At 68.6% G+C, this 19,643-nt stretch carries 20 protein-coding genes and 1 tRNA gene; 13 read left to right on the top strand and 8 right to left on the bottom strand.

Annotated features, from left to right (window positions below):
• The first annotated feature begins 94 nt into the window (after positions 1-94).
• From D458_RS0128850 to D458_RS34525, 7 genes are all read left to right on the top strand, one after another.
• Positions 95-502, top strand: coding sequence for a hypothetical protein (locus D458_RS0128850; protein WP_017590199.1), 408 nt, complete (start codon positions 95-97; stop codon positions 500-502).
• Positions 503-603: 101 nt separating this feature from the next.
• A complete protein-coding gene (locus D458_RS0128845) occupies positions 604-864 on the top strand; it encodes a hypothetical protein (RefSeq protein WP_017590198.1) in 261 nt (86 codons plus the stop codon).
• The gene (locus tag D458_RS0128840; RefSeq protein WP_017590197.1) at positions 864-2,270 is read left to right on the top strand and encodes an FtsK/SpoIIIE domain-containing protein; all 1,407 of its coding nucleotides are present in this window, start codon (positions 864-866) and stop codon (positions 2,268-2,270) included. Before D458_RS0128845 ends, D458_RS0128840 begins: the two co-directional genes overlap by 1 nt.
• The gene (locus tag D458_RS36595) at positions 2,270-2,527 is read left to right on the top strand and encodes a hypothetical protein (protein ID WP_152521280.1); all 258 of its coding nucleotides are present in this window, start codon (positions 2,270-2,272) and stop codon (positions 2,525-2,527) included. The genes D458_RS0128840 and D458_RS36595 overlap by 1 nt, the downstream gene beginning before the upstream one ends.
• Complete coding sequence (locus D458_RS0128830; protein WP_026119780.1) at positions 2,527-4,227, top strand: replication initiator; 1,701 nt, start codon at positions 2,527-2,529, stop codon at positions 4,225-4,227. Before D458_RS36595 ends, D458_RS0128830 begins: the two co-directional genes overlap by 1 nt.
• Positions 4,224-4,433, top strand: a complete 210-nt coding sequence (locus D458_RS0128825) for a helix-turn-helix transcriptional regulator (RefSeq protein ID WP_026119779.1) — start codon at positions 4,224-4,226, stop codon at positions 4,431-4,433. Before D458_RS0128830 ends, D458_RS0128825 begins: the two co-directional genes overlap by 4 nt.
• A 19-nt stretch (positions 4,434-4,452) precedes the next feature.
• Positions 4,453-5,652 (top strand): tyrosine-type recombinase/integrase, encoded by a 1,200-nt coding sequence (locus D458_RS34525; RefSeq protein WP_017590193.1) that lies wholly within the window; start codon positions 4,453-4,455, stop codon positions 5,650-5,652.
• Between the two features lie 144 nt (positions 5,653-5,796).
• On the opposite strand, the gene D458_RS0128815 is transcribed toward D458_RS34525, so the two are convergent.
• Positions 5,797-5,885, bottom strand: a tRNA-Ser gene (locus tag D458_RS0128815).
• A 139-nt stretch (positions 5,886-6,024) separates the two neighbouring features.
• On the opposite strand from D458_RS0128815, the gene D458_RS0128810 reads away from it, so the two are divergent.
• On the top strand, positions 6,025-6,483 hold the full coding sequence (locus tag D458_RS0128810) for a DUF4442 domain-containing protein (protein ID WP_017590192.1): 459 nt from the start codon (positions 6,025-6,027) through the stop codon (positions 6,481-6,483).
• 205 nt (positions 6,484-6,688) lie between these two features.
• Positions 6,689-7,831, top strand: a complete 1,143-nt coding sequence (gene dnaN / locus D458_RS0128805; protein WP_026119778.1) for a DNA polymerase III subunit beta — start codon at positions 6,689-6,691, stop codon at positions 7,829-7,831.
• A 212-nt stretch (positions 7,832-8,043) separates the two neighbouring features.
• On the opposite strand, the gene D458_RS0128800 is transcribed toward dnaN, so the two are convergent.
• The 3 genes from D458_RS0128800 to D458_RS34520 all read right to left on the bottom strand — a co-directional run bounded on the left by D458_RS0128800 (position 8,044) and on the right by D458_RS34520 (position 10,659).
• Positions 8,044-8,856, bottom strand: coding sequence for a DUF2786 domain-containing protein (locus D458_RS0128800; RefSeq protein WP_026119777.1), 813 nt, complete (start codon positions 8,854-8,856; stop codon positions 8,044-8,046).
• Between the two features lie 147 nt (positions 8,857-9,003).
• Positions 9,004-9,441, bottom strand: coding sequence for a hypothetical protein (locus D458_RS0128795; RefSeq protein WP_017590189.1), 438 nt, complete (start codon positions 9,439-9,441; stop codon positions 9,004-9,006).
• A gap of 411 nt (positions 9,442-9,852) precedes the next feature.
• A complete protein-coding gene (locus D458_RS34520) occupies positions 9,853-10,659 on the bottom strand; it encodes an AraC family transcriptional regulator (RefSeq protein WP_017590188.1) in 807 nt (268 codons plus the stop codon).
• 96 nt (positions 10,660-10,755) lie between these two features.
• Between D458_RS34520 and D458_RS0128785 the strand changes: the two genes are divergently transcribed.
• Positions 10,756-11,304, top strand: coding sequence for a maleylpyruvate isomerase family mycothiol-dependent enzyme (locus D458_RS0128785; RefSeq protein ID WP_017590187.1), 549 nt, complete (start codon positions 10,756-10,758; stop codon positions 11,302-11,304).
• 172 nt (positions 11,305-11,476) lie between these two features.
• Here the strand turns inward: D458_RS0128785 and D458_RS34515 are convergent, their stop codons facing one another.
• A complete protein-coding gene (locus D458_RS34515; protein WP_017590186.1) occupies positions 11,477-12,004 on the bottom strand; it encodes an NUDIX hydrolase in 528 nt (175 codons plus the stop codon).
• 113 nt (positions 12,005-12,117) lie between these two features.
• Between D458_RS34515 and D458_RS0128775 the strand changes: the two genes are divergently transcribed.
• Positions 12,118-13,425, top strand: coding sequence for a hypothetical protein (locus D458_RS0128775; RefSeq protein ID WP_017590185.1), 1,308 nt, complete (start codon positions 12,118-12,120; stop codon positions 13,423-13,425).
• A gap of 1 nt (position 13,426) precedes the next feature.
• On the opposite strand, the gene D458_RS0128770 is transcribed toward D458_RS0128775, so the two are convergent.
• The 3 genes from D458_RS0128770 to D458_RS0128760 all read right to left on the bottom strand — a co-directional run bounded on the left by D458_RS0128770 (position 13,427) and on the right by D458_RS0128760 (position 15,672).
• Positions 13,427-13,990 carry a hypothetical protein gene (locus tag D458_RS0128770; protein WP_017590184.1) on the bottom strand — a complete coding sequence of 188 codons (564 nt, stop codon included), beginning with the start codon at positions 13,988-13,990 and terminating at the stop codon, positions 13,427-13,429.
• Between the two features lie 442 nt (positions 13,991-14,432).
• A complete protein-coding gene (locus D458_RS0128765) occupies positions 14,433-15,065 on the bottom strand; it encodes a hypothetical protein (protein ID WP_017590183.1) in 633 nt (210 codons plus the stop codon).
• Position 15,066: 1 nt separating this feature from the next.
• A complete protein-coding gene (locus tag D458_RS0128760; protein WP_152521278.1) occupies positions 15,067-15,672 on the bottom strand; it encodes a hypothetical protein in 606 nt (201 codons plus the stop codon).
• A 678-nt stretch (positions 15,673-16,350) separates the two neighbouring features.
• Between D458_RS0128760 and D458_RS37110 the strand changes: the two genes are divergently transcribed.
• Together D458_RS37110 and D458_RS0128750 are read left to right on the top strand one after the other, a co-directional pair.
• Positions 16,351-16,521: a hypothetical protein gene (locus tag D458_RS37110; protein ID WP_017590181.1), complete on the top strand. Its 171-nt coding sequence runs from the start codon at positions 16,351-16,353 to the stop codon at positions 16,519-16,521.
• A 106-nt stretch (positions 16,522-16,627) separates the two neighbouring features.
• The gene (locus D458_RS0128750; protein ID WP_449406594.1) at positions 16,628-19,627 is read left to right on the top strand and encodes a BTAD domain-containing putative transcriptional regulator; all 3,000 of its coding nucleotides are present in this window, start codon (positions 16,628-16,630) and stop codon (positions 19,625-19,627) included.
• Positions 19,628-19,643 lie beyond the last annotated feature (16 nt).

The raw sequence follows: 19,643 nt of genomic DNA, 5'->3' as shown, positions 1-19,643 counted from the left end.
CTTATCCACTTGTCCGGACGAGTAAGGCGGGCTATTCTGACATCCACTTGACCGAACAAGTGGTTGAGTGGACATCAACTGAGAGGCTGATCAGATGGCTATTCAGGGAGCGCTGCCGGTCGCGTTCGGCGCGGTCTTCCCGCACGGTGCGTTCGCGCTCGGGGTGGAAGCGATCACCGATTTCGAGACCAAGCGTCCGCAGATGGACAAGGACACCGGGCTGCCGCTGTGGGCGGTGGACGTGATCGACGCCGACCCCGAAGCGCGAGGCAAGGCCAAGTCGGTGAAGGTCAAGGTCGCCGCGAACGTGTGCCCCACCCTGCCGGACGAGGTTCCGGGGCTGCCCTTCCGCCCGATCGAGTTCGAAGCGATGGCCGTCATGCCCTACGTGGACGACTCCGGCCGTCGCCCCCGGGTGGCGTACTCGCTCCGGGCTCGGGGTGTGAAGGCTCCCGGCGCTGCTGGTGGTCGTCGTGCCCCCGCCACCAAGGAAGCGGCCTGACCGCCTCTTGACACATAAAGCGGGGCGGCCTGGTGCTCCAACACCTAGCCGCCCCTTAACCCCCTGCTGGACTGCGAAATCTCAGAAGAGGTGCCCCCAGTATGTCCGAGAACCGAACCAACCTGTCCGCTCTGACCGGCCCTGAGCTGGTCCGGGTGTTCCTGGCCGAGTACGACAAGCCCCGCACCACTCCCGAGGAGCGGGCGGAGTTCTTCGACTTCAAGTCCCGTGTCTTCGCCGCGATCGCTGAGCGGGACGGCAACCCCGACGCTGCCCGCTTCGCCGCGTGCGCCAAGGCTGACTCCGACCTGCTGTGGGCGGAGATCGCTGCCGCTGAGGCTCTGAACGGTGGTGGTCGGTGATGATGCGCCAACCCAAGATCGGGGCTTCCCAATCCTCCCCGACCCTGCCCACCCCGGCGCAGGGGGTGCGGTGGACGACTCCGATCGTGGAGACCCCCGGAATCGTCGTCCTGGGCTCCTGGGTCTGGCGGCTGGTGCTGCTGCTGGTGCTGCTGCCGTTCCGCTTCCCCGTCATGGTCGCTTCGATCACGGCCGTGGTGGCCTGCTGGTGGTACCTGTCCTGGCCCGGACTGGCTGGTCTGGCTGGGGTCCTGGCAACGGTGTCGCTGGTGTGGTGGCGTACCTGGCCGGGCTCTTACCGGTGCTGCGTCACGTGGCGTCTGCTGGCCTGGTGGCGACACCTGGCCGTGTACCGGCGTCATTGGCAACCGGTCCTGGTTATCTCCGGGCTGGCCGAGTCCTATCAGGAACGCCGCTACCTGCCCCGCATCCGCTCCGTCCGCTGCAACGACCGGGCCGACTACGTCCGGGTCTCCCTCGTGGCCGGAACCTCCCCGACCGACTTCGAACATCGGGTGGTGGAGCTGGCGCACGGGTTCGCCGCACCCTCCTGCCGGGTCACCGTGAACGGGCCGCGTGATGTCACCTTGGAGTTCCCCCGACACGACACCCTCGCGGACCCCCTCGACGCGCTCCCCGTCCCCGAGTGCCCGGACCTGGCGGCATTGCCGGTCGGCAAACGGGAAGACGGCACCCCGTGGAAGCTCCGGCTGCACGGCACCCACGTCCTAATCGTCGGCGTCACCGGGGCGGGCAAGGGCTCGGTGCTGTGGTCGGCGGTGCGCGCCATGCTCCCCGCCATCGCGGACGGGACGGCGCAGGTGTGGGGGATCGACCCCAAACGGATGGAGCTGGCCTACGGACGCGCGTTGTTCGCCCACTACGCCGATGACGGCGAATCCGCGGTGGAACTCCTCGAACACGCGGTGGCCCAGATGCAGGAACGCGCGCAGCGCTACGCGGGCAAGCAGCGCTCGCACACCCCCACCACGGCTGATCCGTTCGTGGTCGTGGTCCTGGACGAGGTCGCGTTCCTGACCGCCTACCACCCCGACCGGGACGTGCGGAAAAGGTCGGAGTACGCCATCGCCACCCTGACCTCACAAGGACGCTCGGTCGGCTTCTGCGTGCTGGCCGCGTTGCAGGACCCTCGTAAGGAGGTGATGAACCTGCGCAACCTGTTCCCGGACAAGATCGCGCTTCGTCTGGATGAGGCATCGCAGGTGGACATGGTCCTCGGAGAAGGCGCTCGGGAACGTGGCGCTGAGGCGCACCTGATCGACCCCACCCTTCCCGGGGTGGCCTACGTCCGCCTGGAAACCTCACCCTCCCCGGTACGGGTACGGGCCGCATTCGTCTCCGATGACGACATCACTGCGATGGCCAGCTCCTATGAGGAGGACTGATGAGCAAGGTACGCGTGCCGGGCCTGGACGTACGCCTTCCTGCGTTGGACGAAGAGAATCGCGGTGATCATGGCCCACGCCATGGTGATGACCAGGCCGCTCCATTGGCCATAGGTGAGGAACGCAACAAGGCTCACAGCGGCAAGGGCGACTTGTACTACCAGGGCGATCGCCAACGTGACGTGCAGCCATTTACGTGGCGGTTGATGCCGCATCTGCTGAGGGCTCCCGCTCTGTGGTTGTGGGTGTGGCGCTGATGCCGACTCCTACCGGTAAGTCCACCCGGGCCGAACGACTCGCGCAACCCCTGGCCCGGGAAGTGGCCGAACAGGTCGCTGCCGATCACGGCGTGTGCATCCGGCCCGTTTCCCTTCGGCGTACCGGCATCGGGACCGGTCAAACACAGGTGATCGACGTCCCCTGCGGATCAACCCTGGAGTCACGATGTCCGGCCTGCGCAAAGAGGAAACGGTCTCTGCGCAGAACTCAGTGTGAAGTGGGCTGGCACCTGGAAGCAGAACCCGTGGTGGAACCTGACCCACCCACGGAGCAGCAACAGGCGTGGGTGGAACAGCGCGCCATGGTCACCGCCGAACGCGACCGCCTCGCCGCCACCGGGGCCGCTGAACCCCAACAGCTCGCCGCACTCGATGGGGCCATCGCGGACCTGGACGAGGAGATCACCGCCTCCGGGCTCCGGGGATCGGTCACCCGCTCCGCCTCCTCCGAGTCGGGGCCGCGTCGGGTGCGCTCCACCAAACGCCGTCAGGACGCCCCGGATCTGCCCAAGCGACCCATGACGAGGAAGACGGTCGGTCGGGCGTTCACCGATCCAGCCTCGGGAAAGGTGTTCCGGCCCTCCCTGTTCCTGACGCTCACCCTGGACTCCTACGGGCGGGTGCGCTCGGACGGCACCCCCGTCGACTTCCCGACCTATGACTACCGGCGGGCCGCTCGGGACACCCTGCACTTCTCCAAGCTCGTGGACCGGTTCGTGCAGAACCTCCGCCGAGTGGCCGGGTTCGACGTGCAGTACTTCGCCTCCGTCGAACCACAACGCCGCCTCGCTCCGCACCTGCACATGGCCACACGCGGCACCCTGCCCCGGGCTGAACTGCGCCAGATCGCCGCCGCGACCTACCACCAGGTGTGGTGGCCTGCCGCTGACACGGTGCGATACGAGGGCGAAAACCTGCCTGCCTGGGAGGAACCCATAGGTGGCTATGTCGACATGACGACTGGTCAAGTGCTTCCGACCTGGGATGAGGCACTGGACGAGATCGACGCCCAACCCGACCCGGAACCCTTCCACGTGGTGCGATTCGGCCGACAGGTGGACGCCAAAGGGGTCGTGGCCGGCACCGAGGACGCCGCGCGGTGTGTGCGCTACCTGGCCAAGTACCTGACCAAGGACATCGCCGACTGCCACGCCGCCGAGACCACTCGGCAGGAACAGCACGTGGACCGGCTCATGGAAACCCTGCGCTTCGAACCCTGCTCGCCTCGGTGCTCTAACTGGCTGCGCTACGGCATCCAACCCCAGGACCCCAAAGCCGGTCAGCGTCCCGGGTTCTGCCGCTCCAAAGCCCACCGACGCGAACACCTCGGCTACGCGGGCCGCCGCGTCCTGGTCTCCCGCAAGTGGTCCGGCAAGACCCTGGCCGATCACAAGGCCGACCGGCTGGCCTGGGTCCTGGAAGCGCTCGGTGTTAACGGCGTTAAGAACGACCCCGCCAACGAGGACCAGGGCGACAACGAACATCCGCGTCCCCCGGTGCTGACCTCGGTCAACTCCGGTGACTTCGCCTGGGAAGTGGCCCGAGCCACCGACCCTGACGTGGCTCCCCGAGAACAACGCCTCCTCCGGGCTGTCGGCGAAGCACTCAAACGCCGAACCCAACTCCACGCCGCACGCACCCCCGAAGATTCGGCAACCACAGGGACGAGGGCCGCATGAGAACCGCTGGCACCACTCCAACCGTTCCCCGGCCCCGGACTGACGAAGTGCTCTGGTCGGTCACCGACACCGCCGCCTACCTCCGAGTGCCGCCCAAGACCCTCTACGAGTGGCGCTACAAGGGCGACGGACCACCCTCCCACCGCATCGGCCGCTACGTGCGCTACGTGCCCGCTGAGGTCCACGCCTGGGTCCGCACCCGGTAACCCTCCAAGGAGACTGACTATGGCCCGTGCCTGGGTCTACGACCGCACCAAGGACAAGGCGTACACCGAAGCCGTACGCAAGGCCAAAGCTGCCAAGCGCACCCCTCCCGCCCGGTGGATGGTCCGCTACTACGACCCCTCCGGGAGGATCAAGAGCGCCGGCACCTACAAGAAGAAGCCGGACGCCGAGAAGCGGCAGACCGAGATCGAGAACAGCCTGCGCGAAGGCTCCTACCGCGACCCCAACGCCGCGAAGGTCACCCTCGGGCAGATGGCCGAGAAGTGGCTGACCACCCGGACCGACATCAAGCGGTCCACTTGGTGGCAGTACCGGGCCGTGCTCGACAACCATGTGCTTCCGCGCTGGGGAGACCAACCGCTCTCGGCAATCCACGGGGAGGTCATCGCCGTGTGGGTGGCCCGGTTGCAGAAGCCGCGGGACGAGGGCGGATCGAACCTCGGGGCCTCGCAGACCAGGCACGCGCACGTCGTGCTGTCGATGGTGCTCGGCTGGTGCGTGCCCCGGCGCATCCCCTACAACCCGGCCAAGGGTGTTCCGCTGCCCAAGCCCTCCGAGGCCGAACACGTCTACCTCGACCACGTCCAGGTGGAGGCTCTGGCCAACGCCGCTGGCGGGCTGCGCACCAAGTACGGGCAGATCGCATCGAGTGCTCCGGTCAACCGCGCGCTGATCCTCCTGCTGGCCTACACGGGTCTGCGCTTCAACGAGGCTGCTGCCCTGCGGGTGGGAAGGATGGATCTGGAGCGGCGCCGGGTGCGGGTGGTGGTGGCCTTCGCAGAGGTGGAGGGCGAACTCATCGAACAGACCCCCAAGACGGGCAAGCCCCGCACGGTGCCCGTTCCTCCCTCGCTGGTGCCCGAACTGCGGCCGCTCCTGGAAGGGCGCGACCCTGGCGAACTGGTGTTCACGACGCGTCGGGGTGCGCCGCTGCGCATCCGTAACTGGCGCTACCGGGAGTTCGGCAAGGCGGTGAAGGCGGCCGGCCTGGCGGGCATGGGGCTCACTCCGCACAAGCTCCGGCACACAGCCGCCTCGCTCGCCATCGCCTCTGGGGCCGACGTGAAGGTGGTGCAGTCGATGCTCGGCCATGCCACGGCCACGATGACCCTGGACCGGTACGGGCACCTCTTCCCGGACCGCCTGGACGAGGTCGCAGAAGCGATGGACGTCGCCCGCCTCGCCGCGCTGGCCGCGTGACCCCCTCCTCAACGGGGACGGCACCAGACACACCGAAGGCCGGTGGCCTGCGGACCGTGTGCACTGAATGTGCACCGGCCCGGGACCACCGGCCTTCGCCGTGTTCCGTGGAAGCCTCCCACCTGGGAAAACTTCCTGATTCTGCGGAGGGTATGGGATTTGAACCCATGAAGCCCCGTCAAGGACTTGGTGCTTTTCAAGAGCACTGCACTCGGCCGCTATGCGAACCCTCCCGGGGAGAGTGACTCTCCGCCAGACATGGTAGCCCACGGCGGGGACGGGTTCGCGGGGGTATTCCGGGTTGTCTTCCCGACGGCCGGCCGGGGGTGGCACAACTTGGTTACTCACGAGTAACCTGAGGGTATGACGAAAATGGACGCCGAGACGGCGGAGTTTGTGAAGTCCGGGTTCCTGGACGCGGTTCCCTTCGTGCGACACCTGGGGATCGAGTTCACCGACCTGGACCACGGGACCGCCAGCATGCGGCTCACCGACCAGGCGGACCACCACAACCACGTCGGCGGTCCGCACGCGGGCGCGATGTTCACCCTGGCCGAGTCCGCCTCCGGCGCCATCATCATCGGTACCTTCGGCGACCAGCTGAACCGTGCCGTGCCGTTCCCGACCACCGCCGAGATCAGTTTCCTCAAGGTGGCCATGGGCGACATCACCGCCAAGGCCACCCTGGGCCGCTCGCGGGACGAGATCGTCGCCGAGCTCGACGAGGGCAAGCGCCCGGTCTTCCCGATCGAGGTCGAGCTGAGCACCGAGGACGGCACCGTCACCGGGAAGATGACCATCATCTGGACGCTCAAGCCCAACCGGAAGTAGCCCCTTCCGAGCCGTGCGGCCCTCTCCCGGGCCGGGCGGCACCTCCCGGTTCCGGCCCCGGTCAGACGCCTCTTCCGCACGTCTGACCGGGGCCTTCGTGTGTCCGCGGCCCGGTTCGGCCAGAACCGGTCGATTGTCGGTATCGCTGGGTACGTTGACCGAAAGGGAAACAGGTCGACCGGGAGGCAGTCCAGTGAGACTTCGAGTGGATCGCGACGCGTTCGCGGAGGCGGTCGCATGGACCGCTCGGGCTCTGCCGACCAGGCACTCGGTACCCGTGCTCGCGGGGATGCGGATGGAGGTCTCCGCGGACGGGAGCTCCCTGCACCTGTCCGGCTTCGACTACGAGGTCTCCACCCGGGCCTCGGTCGAGGTGCTGTCGGAGGAGCCCGGGGCCACGCTGGTCCCCGGCCGCCTGCTGGCCGAGATCGTGAACACCCTTCCCTCGGGCACGGTGTACATCGACACCGACGGCCCCAAGGTGCTGGTCAGCGCGGGCGCCGCCAAGTTCACCCTGATCACCATGCCGTTGGAGGACTACCCGAGCCTGCCCGGGATGCCCGACCGGATCGGATCGGTGCCCGCGGACGCGTTCACCGCCGCGGTGCGCCAGGTGACCCCGGCGGCGAGCAGGGACGACACCCTGCCGATGCTCACCGGCGCCTACCTGGACTTCTCCGGGGACACCCTCAAGGTGGTGGCCACCGACCGCTACCGCATCGCGGTCCGCGAACTCTGGTGGCACCCGGAGGACACCGGGATCGACGTGTCCGCGCTGGTGCCCGCCCGAACCCTGTCCAACACCGTCCGAGGGCTCATCAACCAGAGCAACGTGGACATCGCCCTGTCCACCGTCCAGGCGGGCGAGGGGGTCAGCCTCTCGCCGGGGGAGGGCATGATCGGCTTCGCGAACGGTGAGCGCCGCACCACCACGCGGCTGATCGACAGCGACTTCATCAAGTACGGCACCTGGTTCCCCACCGAGTTCTCCGCCCGGGCCGAGGTGACGATCGCCCCGCTGCTGGACGCGGTCAAACGGGTCGCTTTGGTGGCTGACCGAAACACGCCGCTCCGGCTCGCCTTCACGGAGGGTGAGGTCGTGCTGGAGGCGGGTTCGGGAGAGGACGCGCAGGCCGTCGAGGCCATCGAGGTCGGCTACGAGGGGGACCCGATCCGGCTCGCGTTCCGCCCCGACTACCTGGTGGACGGGCTCAACGGCGTGGAGACCGACACCGCCTACCTGAACTTCACCGAGCCGATCAAACCCGCCGTGTTCACCGACGTTCCGGCGAAGGAGGGTGAGGAGCCCGCGTTCCGCTACCTCGTCCAGCCCCTTCGAGTTACTTGACCTGCAGTTTTACTGCTCTTGGGAAAGTTCCCCACAGGACTGTCCACAGGTTATCCACAGGCTTCTTCCTCAGCCTGTGGATAACCCCGGGTGATCGGCCCTCTCAGGGACCCGAACGCCCTCTCGAATCGGCTCGCATTTCCGCTTTGACATGGGAAAACAGCGTCCCTGGGGATTCTGTGCACAGCCTGTGGACAACTTGGGGTGAAGAGCTATTCGCCCTCAGCCAGAGTGGACGCCCGTCCGCTGGTCACCGGGGTGTCCAAGCCCAGCTCCGCCTGGCGTCCGCGGCGGTATCCGGCCCGGTATCCGGCCGCGCTGTGGGTGCGCTCGGGTCGGTGTTTGCGCAACTGTGGGAATTGCTTGTGGAACTCTTCGTTCACACGGTGCAGATCGTCCTGGAGAACCAACTCCGCACCACGTGTTGAACCGTTCTCACCGTTACCCTCGGTGACTCCTGCCTCTCCGTCATGAGAGGCCATTTCCTGGAGCCGTGCCCGGAACTCACGAATGCGTTCGGCCACCGCCCGCCCGTAGGCGCGCACGAAGGACCGGTAGTAACGCTTGCGCTCGGTCTCCAGTTCGGACCGCGTGTAGTTGCGCAGTTCCCGGATATCGGCCACGTGCGAGGAACTCATGAACTTGGCCGAGGCCTCCATCTGCATGGAGATCGAGGGCATGAGCATGCGCAGCGCGTCCAGGGCGCTGACCGTCCCCACCAGGATGATGGTCCGGTCGGTGTTCTCGGAGTTGTTGCCGCGTACCGCCGACTGGCATCCGTAGGCGGCGGCGATGTCGGCCAGGGCCCGGACCCGTGCCTTCCCGTGGCCGCCCACCCCCGGGACGGTGTAGTCCATACGGCTGATCGCGTCCGGTTCCTCGCCTCTTTCGGCGCGGGCCTCGGCCTCTGCGATCGCGTGGCGGGTCATCAGCTCGGCGGCCTTGGCGGTGAACGCCTGGCTCTCGGCATCAGTGACCGAGGGGTCCTCCGCCATGCGAAGGAGCCCTCGGACCCGCTCGACCATCTTCTGACGAGCAGCTTCAGTCATCGGCGCCGGTTGTCTCCCGTAGGTGAGGTGTGGTCCATCCGCTCCTTGGCGGAAAACATTGAGCCTAGGCCCTTCTGTTCCCCGCCACCATCACGGTGGCGCAGAACCACCACCCGAAAGCGCCTACTTCTTGTCCCCCGCGACCATGGCCACGACGCCGATGATGAGCCACAGGGCAAGGCCCGCGCCCAGACCCGCGAAGAGGCCGCCGAACAGTCCGCTGAAGATCGCGAACTCGGTGATCACGGCCATGACGTAGCTCACCACGGCGACGGCGCCACCACCGATGACGGCCGGGGCGCTCGCGTAGCGGAAGGGGTAGGTGGCGGCCCAGCGGCGGCCGCGACGGTCGCCCTTCTTGCTCAGTACACCGCCGACTCCGCCGACCAGGGCGAAGAAGAAGATGCCGGTGGTCACCGCGGCGGGGATGCCGGCCAGACCGAAGTTGGTCAGGAAGGAGAGGGCACCGGCCACGGTGCCGCCGATCAGGGACGCCCCCCACGGCCAGATCATCGTCGCCGAGGCGACGGGAGTGAATGCGTTACCGCGCTCCAGCGTCATGTTCACAGCTCCAGTCGAATCGCGTGGCACCCGCTCTTCGCAGGGCCGTCCCCTCAAGGATGCGGGGCAGAGGCACCCGGCACATCAGGGCCCGCCCCTGACTTACCCCCTAGTCGGTGCCTTGGCACCTGACCCGGTGAGGAAAGCCGACACGAATCATCCCAGAGTGGTGCGGCTGGTGCCTCTTCCGGTACCAACGACCAGCCGGACCCGGAAGTGCCCGCCCCGCAAGGATGGTGCGTCCCGGTTTCCCCGCTGTGCAGTCCCTGTCGTGCCACCGCCTGCCTCCGGCCCTCAGCCCCCGGTCCCGCCGTGCCGCCGTCCGCCCCGGTCCCGCCGTGCCGCCGTCCGCCCCGGCCCCGCCGTTCCGGGGGCGCTTGTCGGCACCCGCTGTTCCGCAGGCGGATCGCGTCAGGTCCCGCGCGGGGTCGTCGCGGCCCGCCGGAACCCGCTCGGGCTCATGCCGACGACCGACGAGAAGTCACGCGTGAAGTGGGCCTGGTCGGCGTACCCGAGGTCGGCCGCGAGTCCGGCGAGGACCTGGTCCGGATGGGTGCGCAGCTCGTGGGCGGCCTCCTGGAGGCGCCGCCGGCGGATGAGCCATTTGGGTGAGATCCCGATCCGGTCGTGCAGCAGGCGCTGGAGCCGCCGCTCCGCGATGCCGAAGCCCTCGCACAGCTGCGAGACCCGGGTCAGCGACGGATCGGTCTCGACGCGCTCGCAGACCGCGTCGACCAGGTCTGCCTCGTCGTCACGCTCCACGACCGCGTCGACAGCGGCCTCGACCAGCGCGAGGCAGGAACGGTGAGCCTCGGTGTCGTGCGGGTCGTCGGCCATCGCGCCACGGATCGCGGCGGTGAGCTCCGCGCCGTCGAGAGCGGACAGCCGGTCGAGGCCGAGGTGGCTGTCGACGAGTTCGGCCATCGGTCGGCCGAGCAGCGGCCTGCCCGACGACGGCTGGAGCGCCACGCCGAACGCCCACCCGCGTCCGGAGAGCTCCACCGAGGAGAGGCCGGTGGCGACGCCGTAGAAGCGCGCGTAGGACGAGGACACCACGATCAGCGCGTGCGGGTACTGGAGGGTGCGCTGCGGCCACGAGGAGCCCTCGGGGATGTCCCACACGGGGACCCAGGCGTGCCGCACCGCGGGGGAGGCCGACGGGTGGCGGTAGATCGGCGGGCTCGGCGCGAGCATGTTGGTGAGGTGGCCGCGGGGCACGGTGTCACCGGAGACGCCGGCGCCACCCGGGGATCCGGTCCGGGACTGTCGGAAATCATCAAGACCGGCACCGTTCCCGGAGGAGAGGCTGGGCCCATGTCGACTATCCATGAGACCTATCGTGCCGCAGCCCGTCCTCTCGGTGAGCTCCTCCGTACCGTCCCGGCGGAGCGGTGGTCCGCCCCCTCGCCCTGCGAGGGGTGGTCCGCCGCCGACGTCGTACACCACGTGATCGAGACCCAGAGCTCGCTCCTGGAGGGCGCGGGCGTCACGCCGCCGGACCGCCCCGGCACCGGTGCCGACCCGGCCGACGCGTGGGCCGCCCACGAGAAGGGCGTGCTCGACCTGCTCGCCGACCCCGACGTCACCGGCAGGGTCTACGAGGGCGTGTTCGGCCCGACCACTCTCGGCCGGACACTCGACACCTACTACGTCTTCGACATGATCGTCCACCGGTGGGACGTCGCCCGGTCCGTCGGCGGCGACACCGGGTTCACCGACCAGGAGGTCGAACGGCTCGAGGCCGCCGTCGACGGTTTCGGCGAGCACGCGTACACGGAGGGGGTCTTCGTGCGCGGGCCGGAGGCGGCCCCCGACGCCTCGCGGCAGGAACGCGTCCTCGCCAGGATGGGGCGGAGCGCGTAGCCCGACGCCGGAGTGAGGAGCACGCGGTCCTTCGCGGGGCGAGGAGCCCGCGGGTGGCGGTGGGACCGGTCGCGGTCCGCCGGTTGGGCGGGGAGCGCCCGATCTGTGGCCGGGGCGCGGGCGGGCCCAGAACCCGGGCGGAGGGGCCCGCCCGGAGGCCCGTGGGCGCGCCTCAGCCGCCCCCTGGGGCGTTCGCGCCGTCCGAGTCGTGCGGAGCCGCTGCCCCGACCGTCGCCGAGCGCAGGCCGGCCAGCAGGTGCGGCCACGCGGAGCGGAAGGCGGGCAGCAGGGGGAGCCCTTCGGTCGCGTCGACCCGGACCCACCGGATCTCCTTGCTCTCAGAGTTCCCCGGGCGGAACGGGGTCAGAGCGGGCACGCGCAGCAGAAACGTGTCGTAGCGCCACACGGCCAGGTCCTGTTCGTGGCTGCCCAGGAGCGAGTACTCCCCGAGGTCACCCGAGACCTCCTCGCGGAACTCCCGCACGGCGGCCTCCAACGGAGTCTCGTCCCGGTTGCGGGCCCCGCCGGGGATGCCCCAGGTCCCGCCCATGTGCGTCCAGCCCGCGCGGTGCTGGAGCAGAACATGACCGGAACCGGCCACGTCAGTGGCGTACAGCAGCAACCCGGCGGCTCCGTAGACACCCCACCGCCGAGTCCCGTCGGGCAGGCTCACCCAGCCGTTTCCGTCGCCCTCCTGCATCAAGCCCCTCCAACCAGAGCGGTTGCTCGTGTCCGTCGATCACACGCCCGCTCGTCCACAGCCTGTGGACAACCGGAAGTCACAGGGATCATTCCCGCTAATCTCATGAACCTATGGCCCGGCTGACCTCTTCCACAGCGATTCTGCCCGCGTACACCTTCGTCCTCCTCGGACGGTACTGGGCACCCCTGCTGTGCGCCTACAGCGTGGGGTACATGGTGCACTGGTGGCTCATGCGCGGGCTGGTCCGGGTCGCCGGGGTGCACCAGGCGATCGGCCTCGCCGGCCTCGGCCTGACCCTGCTGGTCACCCTCGCCACCACCATCATCATGTTCCACCTGGTCCGGCCCAGCCTCCACCTGGTCGACTCGGAACTGAGCAACGACCCCGCCTCGAAGGGGCGCACCACGATGGCCCAGCGGGAGCGGCGCGTGGTGGACGGGGTCGCCCTGGCGATCCTGCCGTTCCTGCTCTTCTACAGCGCCTGGGGCCTGATCGGCGAGGAGTTCGAGGAATACAGCGTCGGGTTGCTCAACGACGGCGGCATCGACTCGTTCGCCGCCCCGCACGAGGTCAACGCGGTAGGCCTGCCGCTCCTGGTCGCGCTGGTCGCCTGGCTGCTGCGCCGGGTGTGCGAGTACTTCTACCGCAGGGGCGGCAACGGTCTGCTGGGCCTGCTCACCGCGCTGTTCGAAGCGGTGTGGATGTTCATGTTCGTGTTCTCCATCGGTGTGGCGCTGAACCGCTTGGAGGTGTGGGTGAAGGGCCGGGTGGCCTGGGCCGGCTTCCAGGACGCGCTCAGCCTTTCGTTCAACTGGGCGGGGAGCCTCGTCGGGTTCGCGGACGTCGACGTGTACGTGGCGCTGCTCGGGCTGTGGGCGTCCCTGTGGGCGACGGTCAAGTCCGGCCTGCTGGCCCCGCTGCTGTGGCTGACCATCGCGGCGGTCGTCTACCGGGCCGAGATCGACGAGGACGCGGCGCTGTTCGAGCGGCGCCGCAGATCCCGGATCGGCCGGACGCTCAGCCGGTTCAGCCGGTTCAGCCGCGGCTTGGGCCGGGCGGGCGGGAAGGACCTGATGGACAAGTACACGCCGTTCCTGAACGCCTTCCGGTTCGTGCTCACCGTCGGACCGGTGTTCTACCTGACCTTCGCCTTCTGCTACGTGCTCATCGAGGTCGGGTTCAGCCGGTTGCACCGGCTGGTGTTCGTGCTCGGCGGCCCCGGCGACTTCCTGGCCGACTGGTGGGTGTGGCTGGCGCCGATCGACTTCCTCGTCGAAGCCGGGAGGGAGCTGCTGAGGATCTGCCTGCTCGCTGCGGCCTTCGAGGTCGCCCTGCGCAAGGTGGACGAGGGGGCGGTCGGGCACCGGGGACGCACGGTCGTCACGCACGTGCTCAGCCGGTCAGCACGCCGACGCTGAGTCAGTCCTCTCCGCCCAACTCGTCGGCGGAGAACAGCAGCGCGGCCGGGCTGGGCGCGTCCGGTTCCGGCCGGGTGGCGACCCGCACCTCGTAGCGCAGCTCCTCCACCACGCCGGCGGGGACCTTGAACGTCACGAGCAGCAGCTGGTCCTCTCCGGGGGTGATCGGTTCGGAGTCGGCGTTCTTGCAGCCGAACGTGATGTCTCCGGGGGTGAGGTCGCCGGTGTCACGCGACGAGAACTCGTTGGTGGGCTCCCAGGTCCGCCCCTGCCCGTCCACCGCGCGGAACCGGCACAGGTTCTCCAGCAGTCCGCTCGCCCGGTCGTCGCCGGGGACGACGTGGAAACCGACGTCGACCGCGGCCAGGCCCGCCTGATCGGGATCCTCGCCGAGGGAACTCAGGCCGTACCCGGTCACGTACCACTCACTGCCGGCGAGGTCGACGCTCTCACCCGCCGCGACGGGCTGCGGTTCGGGATCCGTCCAGCCGCGTTCGGCGCCGAGCGTGGCCTCGGTCCAGTACGGGACGCCGAGCGCGAGGGGCAGGAGGACCAGCAGCGCCACCGCGTAGGGGAGCTTGAGCTCCTTCCACAGGGGGCGGGCGTGCCGGGGCCTGCCTCCTTCGCCGGGAGGAGACGGCGTGTGCGGTGGCCGGGGCCCGGGCGGCCCTGAACGGTGAGCGTGCCTCGGGCCCTGGGGGCTGGGCGGTACGGGCGGTCCTTGGGGCGGCGGTTGAGCGGGTCCCTGGTGGGGTGGCTGAACCGGCCCCTGGGTGCGCTGCGGGGCCGGTCCCTGCCCGGGGGGAGGGGCCGGACGCCGCGTGCGGGGAAACGCCGGATCACGGCGGTCCGGAGGGACGGGCCCGTTCGGAGGGAGGGCGCGGTTCGGGGGTACCGGCCCCTGCTGGTGGCCCGGGGGCCGCGCGGGGCGGCCGGGGACCGCCCGCCGCGGGTCCTGGGGCGGCGGGTACCACGGGCGGTGCCGCGGATCACGCGGATCACGGGGGTCAGGCGGGTGCATCGGTGCTCTCCCCCAGGCGGGTCTCGGGTTCGGCCAACTCGGCTCCGCCGCGCTCACCCTCCAGGTCGTCGGCGTCGATCCCGAGGTCGACGGAGGCCTGCGCGGCCAGCCGTGCTCCTCCCCTGTCCGTGTGGGTGAGCAGCAGGGAAGGGGAGTCCAGCCGGTCCTCGGGGACCTCGAAGACGAAGGTGCCGTGTGTGGGTAGGGCGGTGGCGAACTCGGTGGAGCCGCTGATGGCGCTCTGGAACCAGGTCGACTCCGAGTAGGTCGTGCCGTCGGCCATCTCCAACTCGACCCGGGTGGCACGGATGGGGGAGCGCGTCGCGGTGACGCTCGCCCCCACGAGGACCCACACCCCGTTGGCCTCGACGGTCTCGGGTTCGAGGTGGGCGGTGTCGGTGACGGTGTCGGCCAGCCGCACGTCGGTCACCTCGACGGTGAACTCGTCCGTGGCCACCACCTCGCCGTGCTCGCCGGACGAGGTGATCGGGCCGACGACCTCGTGGTCGGCGACCTGGAACCGTTGGAGGACCAGGGTCGCCACGACCAGGACCAAACACAGCAGGAACCGGAGCGGAGCGCGGTGGGAGCGGGAGGCGCCGCGGGGACGGGGGGTCACTTCAGTTCCCGTCCAGGGGGAGCAGCGCGGTGCCGACCACCGTGCCGCCGCGGACCCAGAGGGGCCCGGAGTCGCCGCTGCCCGTGATCTTCTCCGCCTTGTGCACCGTGAGGAGCACGTCCACCGCGCCCTCGAGCTCGGAGGGGTCCTCCAGGGGCCAGGCCAGGACGGCCTCCTCGGGCATGTGCGGCTGGAGGGCCGTGATGTCGCGGGAGGGGTACCGGAGGAAGCGGAGCGAGGGTGACGTGAGCTCGGTACCGCCGGGTTCGAGGGTCAGCCGGGAGGTGGTCCCGAGGTCGAAGGAGGGGATCGGCTCGGAGTCACCGTTCTCGATGTCGACCCGTACCTGGACCTCGGTGGCGAAGTCGGCCTCGACCACAGCGGCCTCGATCGGCGTGATCTTGTACCGACCGGTGTCCAGTTCGGTCCCCGGGGGCAGAGCGCCGGTCCGCGCGTCCGCCGCTTCGAACCCGCCGAGCACGGTCACACCGAGCAGAGCGGCCGCCGCCACCGCCGCGGTGCACGACAGGAGCGCGAACCGCGCGTACGGGTCACGGGGGAAGAAGGACCGGCTGGGGATGTCTTCGGGGAGGACATGGTGGACCACGAGGCGCAAGTGTAGAGGGAGAGCGGGTCAATTCTTCCGGGATGTGCACGTATCCCCGAAGGTGGCCGATAGAGGCCAGCGAAAGATCGTCGAAGGCCCGGGGCGGGCGTGGTTCCGGACGCACGATTTCGGGGGCGGAGGCGTCGTTTTCCGGTCAGGGGATGCCCGAAGAGGTTCTTCCTGCCGTCGGCGGGGTACCGGCGACAACCGTGGCACGTGGATTCACCGATACGTGGATTCGCCGGTTTTTCGGGAAACCCGTCACTTCCCCTTCCGGATCCTTCTCCGGAGAGGGATCGAAAACATGGCGAATCGTGTTCGCTCAGTTACTCGAAGCATGGAGCGGTGCTTCGAAAAGCTCCTGGGTAACCAGGGGCGAACAGCGGGTAGCGACGGTGTGACCTTGGGTTTTCCACTTCCGGCTGAAAGCCGGTTGAAAGCGGAGCGCAAGAAGATCTCTCTAGTGTGAAGCACGTTCGCCGGACCGGTAGCTGCGTGAGGACGGCTCGCAGCTCCCCCACAGGTCGGCGTCCGTCGGACACATGCCATCCGTGGCGTAGCTGAGGCGGAAGCGCCACGGATGGCGGCTCCGTCGGAAGGCGGTGGCCCATGATGCTTCGTAGAAGACGTAGAGCTACATTGCGGCTCTACACGAGTGCTGTACGCAAAGGAGTTCGAGTGCCGAAGATGCTGACCGTGGACGAGCAGTTCGAGGCGATCGTCGTCGGAGCCGAGACCACGGCGAAGCTGAACCCTTACCAGGAGCCCAATCCCGAGCAGGGTTCCCCCTCCGAGGAGAAGCCCGCCGAGTCCGCTCCTGCCGAGGAGAAGCCCTCCGAGGAGAAGTAACACCTTGTGAGGTAGACCAACGGTCACTCCGAGTACCAGGATGGAGGGGGGTACTCGGAGCCGTTGGCATGCGCTCCTTCTGCTTTTCCGCTAATTCACCTTGCTAGTGTTACTGCTTGTGGAATTCGGAGTGCTTGGCCCCATCACCGTCCGGTCCGATGGCCATTCGATCCCGGTCGGTGGACCGCGTCAGCGCTGTGTCCTCGGAGCCCTCCTGGTCAATGTGGGCCGTGAGGTCACCGTTGACCAGATCATCAGCTATCTCTGGAGCGACGACCCGCCGCGCACCGCGCGTTCGGTAATCCAGGTACAGATCTCCCACCTGCGCAGAATCCTGCCGGACAGTATCGCCACGACCTCCGGCGGTTATGTCCTCGACGTCGACCCGGAATCTGTCGACCTCCACCGTTTTCGCCGCCTGAGGAAAAGCGCGGCGGGTTCTGACGCCGAGACAGCGGTCGTGTTGTTGGACCAGGCCCTGGACTGCTGGCGCGGGGTCCCCTTCTCCGGTGTCGGGTCCGAGTACCTCGACCACTCCGTGGTCGCCCCCCTGCGGGAGGAGCGGGCCTCGGCGGTGATCGAATGGGGTGGCCACGCCTTGGACCTGGGGCGATACCGGGACGTGGCCTCCCGGTTGACGTCCTTCGTGAGCGAGGAACCCTTCCGCGAGCGTCTGCACCACCTGCTCATCACCGCGCTGTGGCGGGACAACGAGCGTGCCGGGGCGCTCTCGGCGTACGAGGAGTTCCGTTCCCGGCTCGCCGATGAACTGGGGGTGGACCCCGGTCCCGAACTCGTCGCCCTGTACAACCGGATGCTCCAGGAGGAGGGCACCCCCCAGGAGAGCCTCGCTGCGAGCCGGGCACCGGAGACGGGCTTCACCTACCTGGTTCGAAACGACCTGCCCAGGGATCTGCCTGATTTCACGGGGCGCCAGGAACCGCTGCGGCAGCTGGAGGAACTCGCCTCCGCCGAGGACGGCCGGGCGAAGGTCTGTGTCATCACGGGTGCCGGGGGTGAGGGCAAGACCGCCACGGCGGTCCGGTTCGGTTACGAGGCCGCCAAGCGTTACCCCGACGGACAATTGTTCATCGACCTCTACGGTTACACCTCGAACAAGGAGCCGTTGGACCCGGCTTCGGCTCTGGGCGCTCTGCTGCGCGCCGTGGGTGTCGACGCGGGCGATGTTCCCGAGTCCCTCGATGAACGCTCCGCGCTGTGGCGGGCGACGTTGATGGGGCGCAAGGCACTGCTCGTCCTGGACAACGTCTCCAGCTACGCCCAGGTCAGCCCGCTTCTCCCCTCGTCCCCCGGGTCGCTGACGCTGATCACGACCCGTAACGAGCTATCCGGGGTGAGCGGAGCGCGTTTCCTCACTTTGGGGATGCTCGACGAAGCGTCCTCCCTGGAGCTGCTCGGCCGCATCCTGGGTGAGGAACGTGTCCGGAGGGAGCCTGAACAGGCACACGAGATCGCGCGGATCTGCGGCGGGCTCCCCTTGGCCCTCCGCGTGATCGCCGGCCGCATGCTCAGTCGTCCGAAGTGGACGTTCGCACATGTGGCACGGAGGATGAACGAGCAGAACCGCAAGTTCCGTGAGCTCCAGGTGGAGGGGCAGAGCGTCGAGTCTGTGATCGACCTCTCCTTCCAGAGCCTCAACAGCGAGCAGCGCAACGCGTTCCTCCTGCTGGGGCTGATGGTCGGGAACACTATCGACCTCGCCGGTGGCGCGGCCCTGCTGAAGGTGACGGTCGAGGACGCGGACGACATCCTCCAGGAACTCGTCGGGATGTGCCTGCTGGACGAACCCCAGGGTGACGTCTATCGGATGCACGACCTGATCAGGGAGTTCTCGCTGGCGCGCGCGGTGTCCGCCTTCGGGAGCGGGGACGTAGCCGACGCCAGGACGAGGCTGGCCGAGTACTATCTGTCGACCGCTCAGAAGGCCGCCGATCTGCTCGGTCCCCGAGCTCTCAGTGAGGAACCGGGAACGGAAGTCGAATATCGAACCGAACTCCTGAACCGGGAGGACGCGGAGAACTGGTTCTCCCTCCACCAGGAGAACCTGGCCGGGGCGATCGACTACTTCGCCGCGACTGACAACGGGGAACTCGCCTGGCGCATGGCCGAGGCGGTGTGGCGGTTCTATGCCCTGCACGGTGAGATGGGGCTGCTGATCAGCTCCCACGAACGGGCGCTGCAGATCAGTGAGAAACAGGGGAACCACCGCGGCCGGGCCGTCACCCTGATCGGTCTGGGTATCGCCTACTGCTTCTCCGGCCGTTTCAACGAGTCGATCTCCCTGCTCTCCGAGGCTCGGGACCTTCTGGAATCGGTCGGTGACCGCAGGGGGGTCGTCCGGGCTCTGGCCAACCTGGGGATGGCATACGAACGTGTCGGGCGGTTGGTGGATTCGGTCGGTGCCATCCAGGGAGTGATGGACAACGCGATCGAGCTGGGCGACCTGCGCCTCGAAGCTATTCAATGGGGGAACCTAGCGGTCCTTCGACAGACCTTGGGAGAACACGAGGAGGCGATCCGGTGCGCGGAACAAGCCATCGCACAAGCCCTTGGTGAAGACCACTCCGAAGTCAGAGCCCATGCCAAACGCGTCATGGGTGAGGCCCGGGCCGGCCTGGGGCAGTTGGAGCCCGCCTTCCAGGACCTGAACGAGGCCATGGAACTGTCACACGCGCTTCGGCTGGACGGGCCGCGAATATATGTCCACAATTCCTTGGGGCTGGCCTACAGGTCGGCCCGGTGCTGGGAGGAGGCCGTGGAGGCCCACTCCGAAGCGTTGGCCCTGGCAGAGAAGAGCGGTAACCGCAGCGGGGACTCCGAGATCCTGACCGACCTCGGGATCACCTACTCCGCCGCCGTCCGGTACGAGGAGGCCGCCGAGACCCTGGAGAAGGCCCTGGCCACCGCGACCGAGCGCGACGAGCGCTACATGGCGGCCCGGGCCTCGCTCGCGCTGGGGAAGCTCCCCGAGCCGGTGGTCGGCGCCGAGCGGGCCCGGGAGCTGCTCACGGACGCCCTTCGGACCTTCGAGGAGCTGGGACTGCCCGAGGCCGACCAGGCTCGGGAAGCTCTGAAGCAGCTCTGAACCCCCTCCCGGGCCG

The organism is Nocardiopsis ganjiahuensis DSM 45031, assembly GCF_000341085.1.
Taxonomy (GTDB): Bacteria; Actinomycetota; Actinomycetes; order Streptosporangiales; family Streptosporangiaceae; genus Nocardiopsis; species Nocardiopsis ganjiahuensis.
This window is presented reverse-complemented; position numbering and strand designations above follow the sequence as displayed.

What these genes read in the sequence shown, in the direction of transcription:
- D458_RS0128850 (WP_017590199.1), top strand. Translation starts at nt 95, where the DNA reads ATGGCTATTCAGGGAGCGCTGCCGGTCGCGTTCGGCGCGGTCTTCCCG.
- D458_RS0128845 (WP_017590198.1), top strand. Translation starts at nt 604, where the DNA reads ATGTCCGAGAACCGAACCAACCTGTCCGCTCTGACCGGCCCTGAGCTG.
- D458_RS0128840 (WP_017590197.1), top strand. Translation starts at nt 864, where the DNA reads ATGATGCGCCAACCCAAGATCGGGGCTTCCCAATCCTCCCCGACCCTG.
- D458_RS36595 (WP_152521280.1), top strand. Translation starts at nt 2,270, where the DNA reads ATGAGCAAGGTACGCGTGCCGGGCCTGGACGTACGCCTTCCTGCGTTG.
- D458_RS0128830 (WP_026119780.1), top strand. Translation starts at nt 2,527, where the DNA reads ATGCCGACTCCTACCGGTAAGTCCACCCGGGCCGAACGACTCGCGCAA.
- D458_RS0128825 (WP_026119779.1), top strand. Translation starts at nt 4,224, where the DNA reads ATGAGAACCGCTGGCACCACTCCAACCGTTCCCCGGCCCCGGACTGAC.
- D458_RS34525 (WP_017590193.1), top strand. Translation starts at nt 4,453, where the DNA reads ATGGCCCGTGCCTGGGTCTACGACCGCACCAAGGACAAGGCGTACACC.
- D458_RS0128810 (WP_017590192.1), top strand. Translation starts at nt 6,025, where the DNA reads ATGGACGCCGAGACGGCGGAGTTTGTGAAGTCCGGGTTCCTGGACGCG.
- D458_RS0128800 (WP_026119777.1), bottom strand. Translation starts at nt 8,856, where the DNA reads ATGGTCGAGCGGGTCCGAGGGCTCCTTCGCATGGCGGAGGACCCCTCG.
- D458_RS0128795 (WP_017590189.1), bottom strand. Translation starts at nt 9,441, where the DNA reads ATGACGCTGGAGCGCGGTAACGCATTCACTCCCGTCGCCTCGGCGACG.
- D458_RS0128785 (WP_017590187.1), top strand. Translation starts at nt 10,756, where the DNA reads ATGTCGACTATCCATGAGACCTATCGTGCCGCAGCCCGTCCTCTCGGT.
- D458_RS34515 (WP_017590186.1), bottom strand. Translation starts at nt 12,004, where the DNA reads ATGCAGGAGGGCGACGGAAACGGCTGGGTGAGCCTGCCCGACGGGACT.
- D458_RS0128775 (WP_017590185.1), top strand. Translation starts at nt 12,118, where the DNA reads ATGGCCCGGCTGACCTCTTCCACAGCGATTCTGCCCGCGTACACCTTC.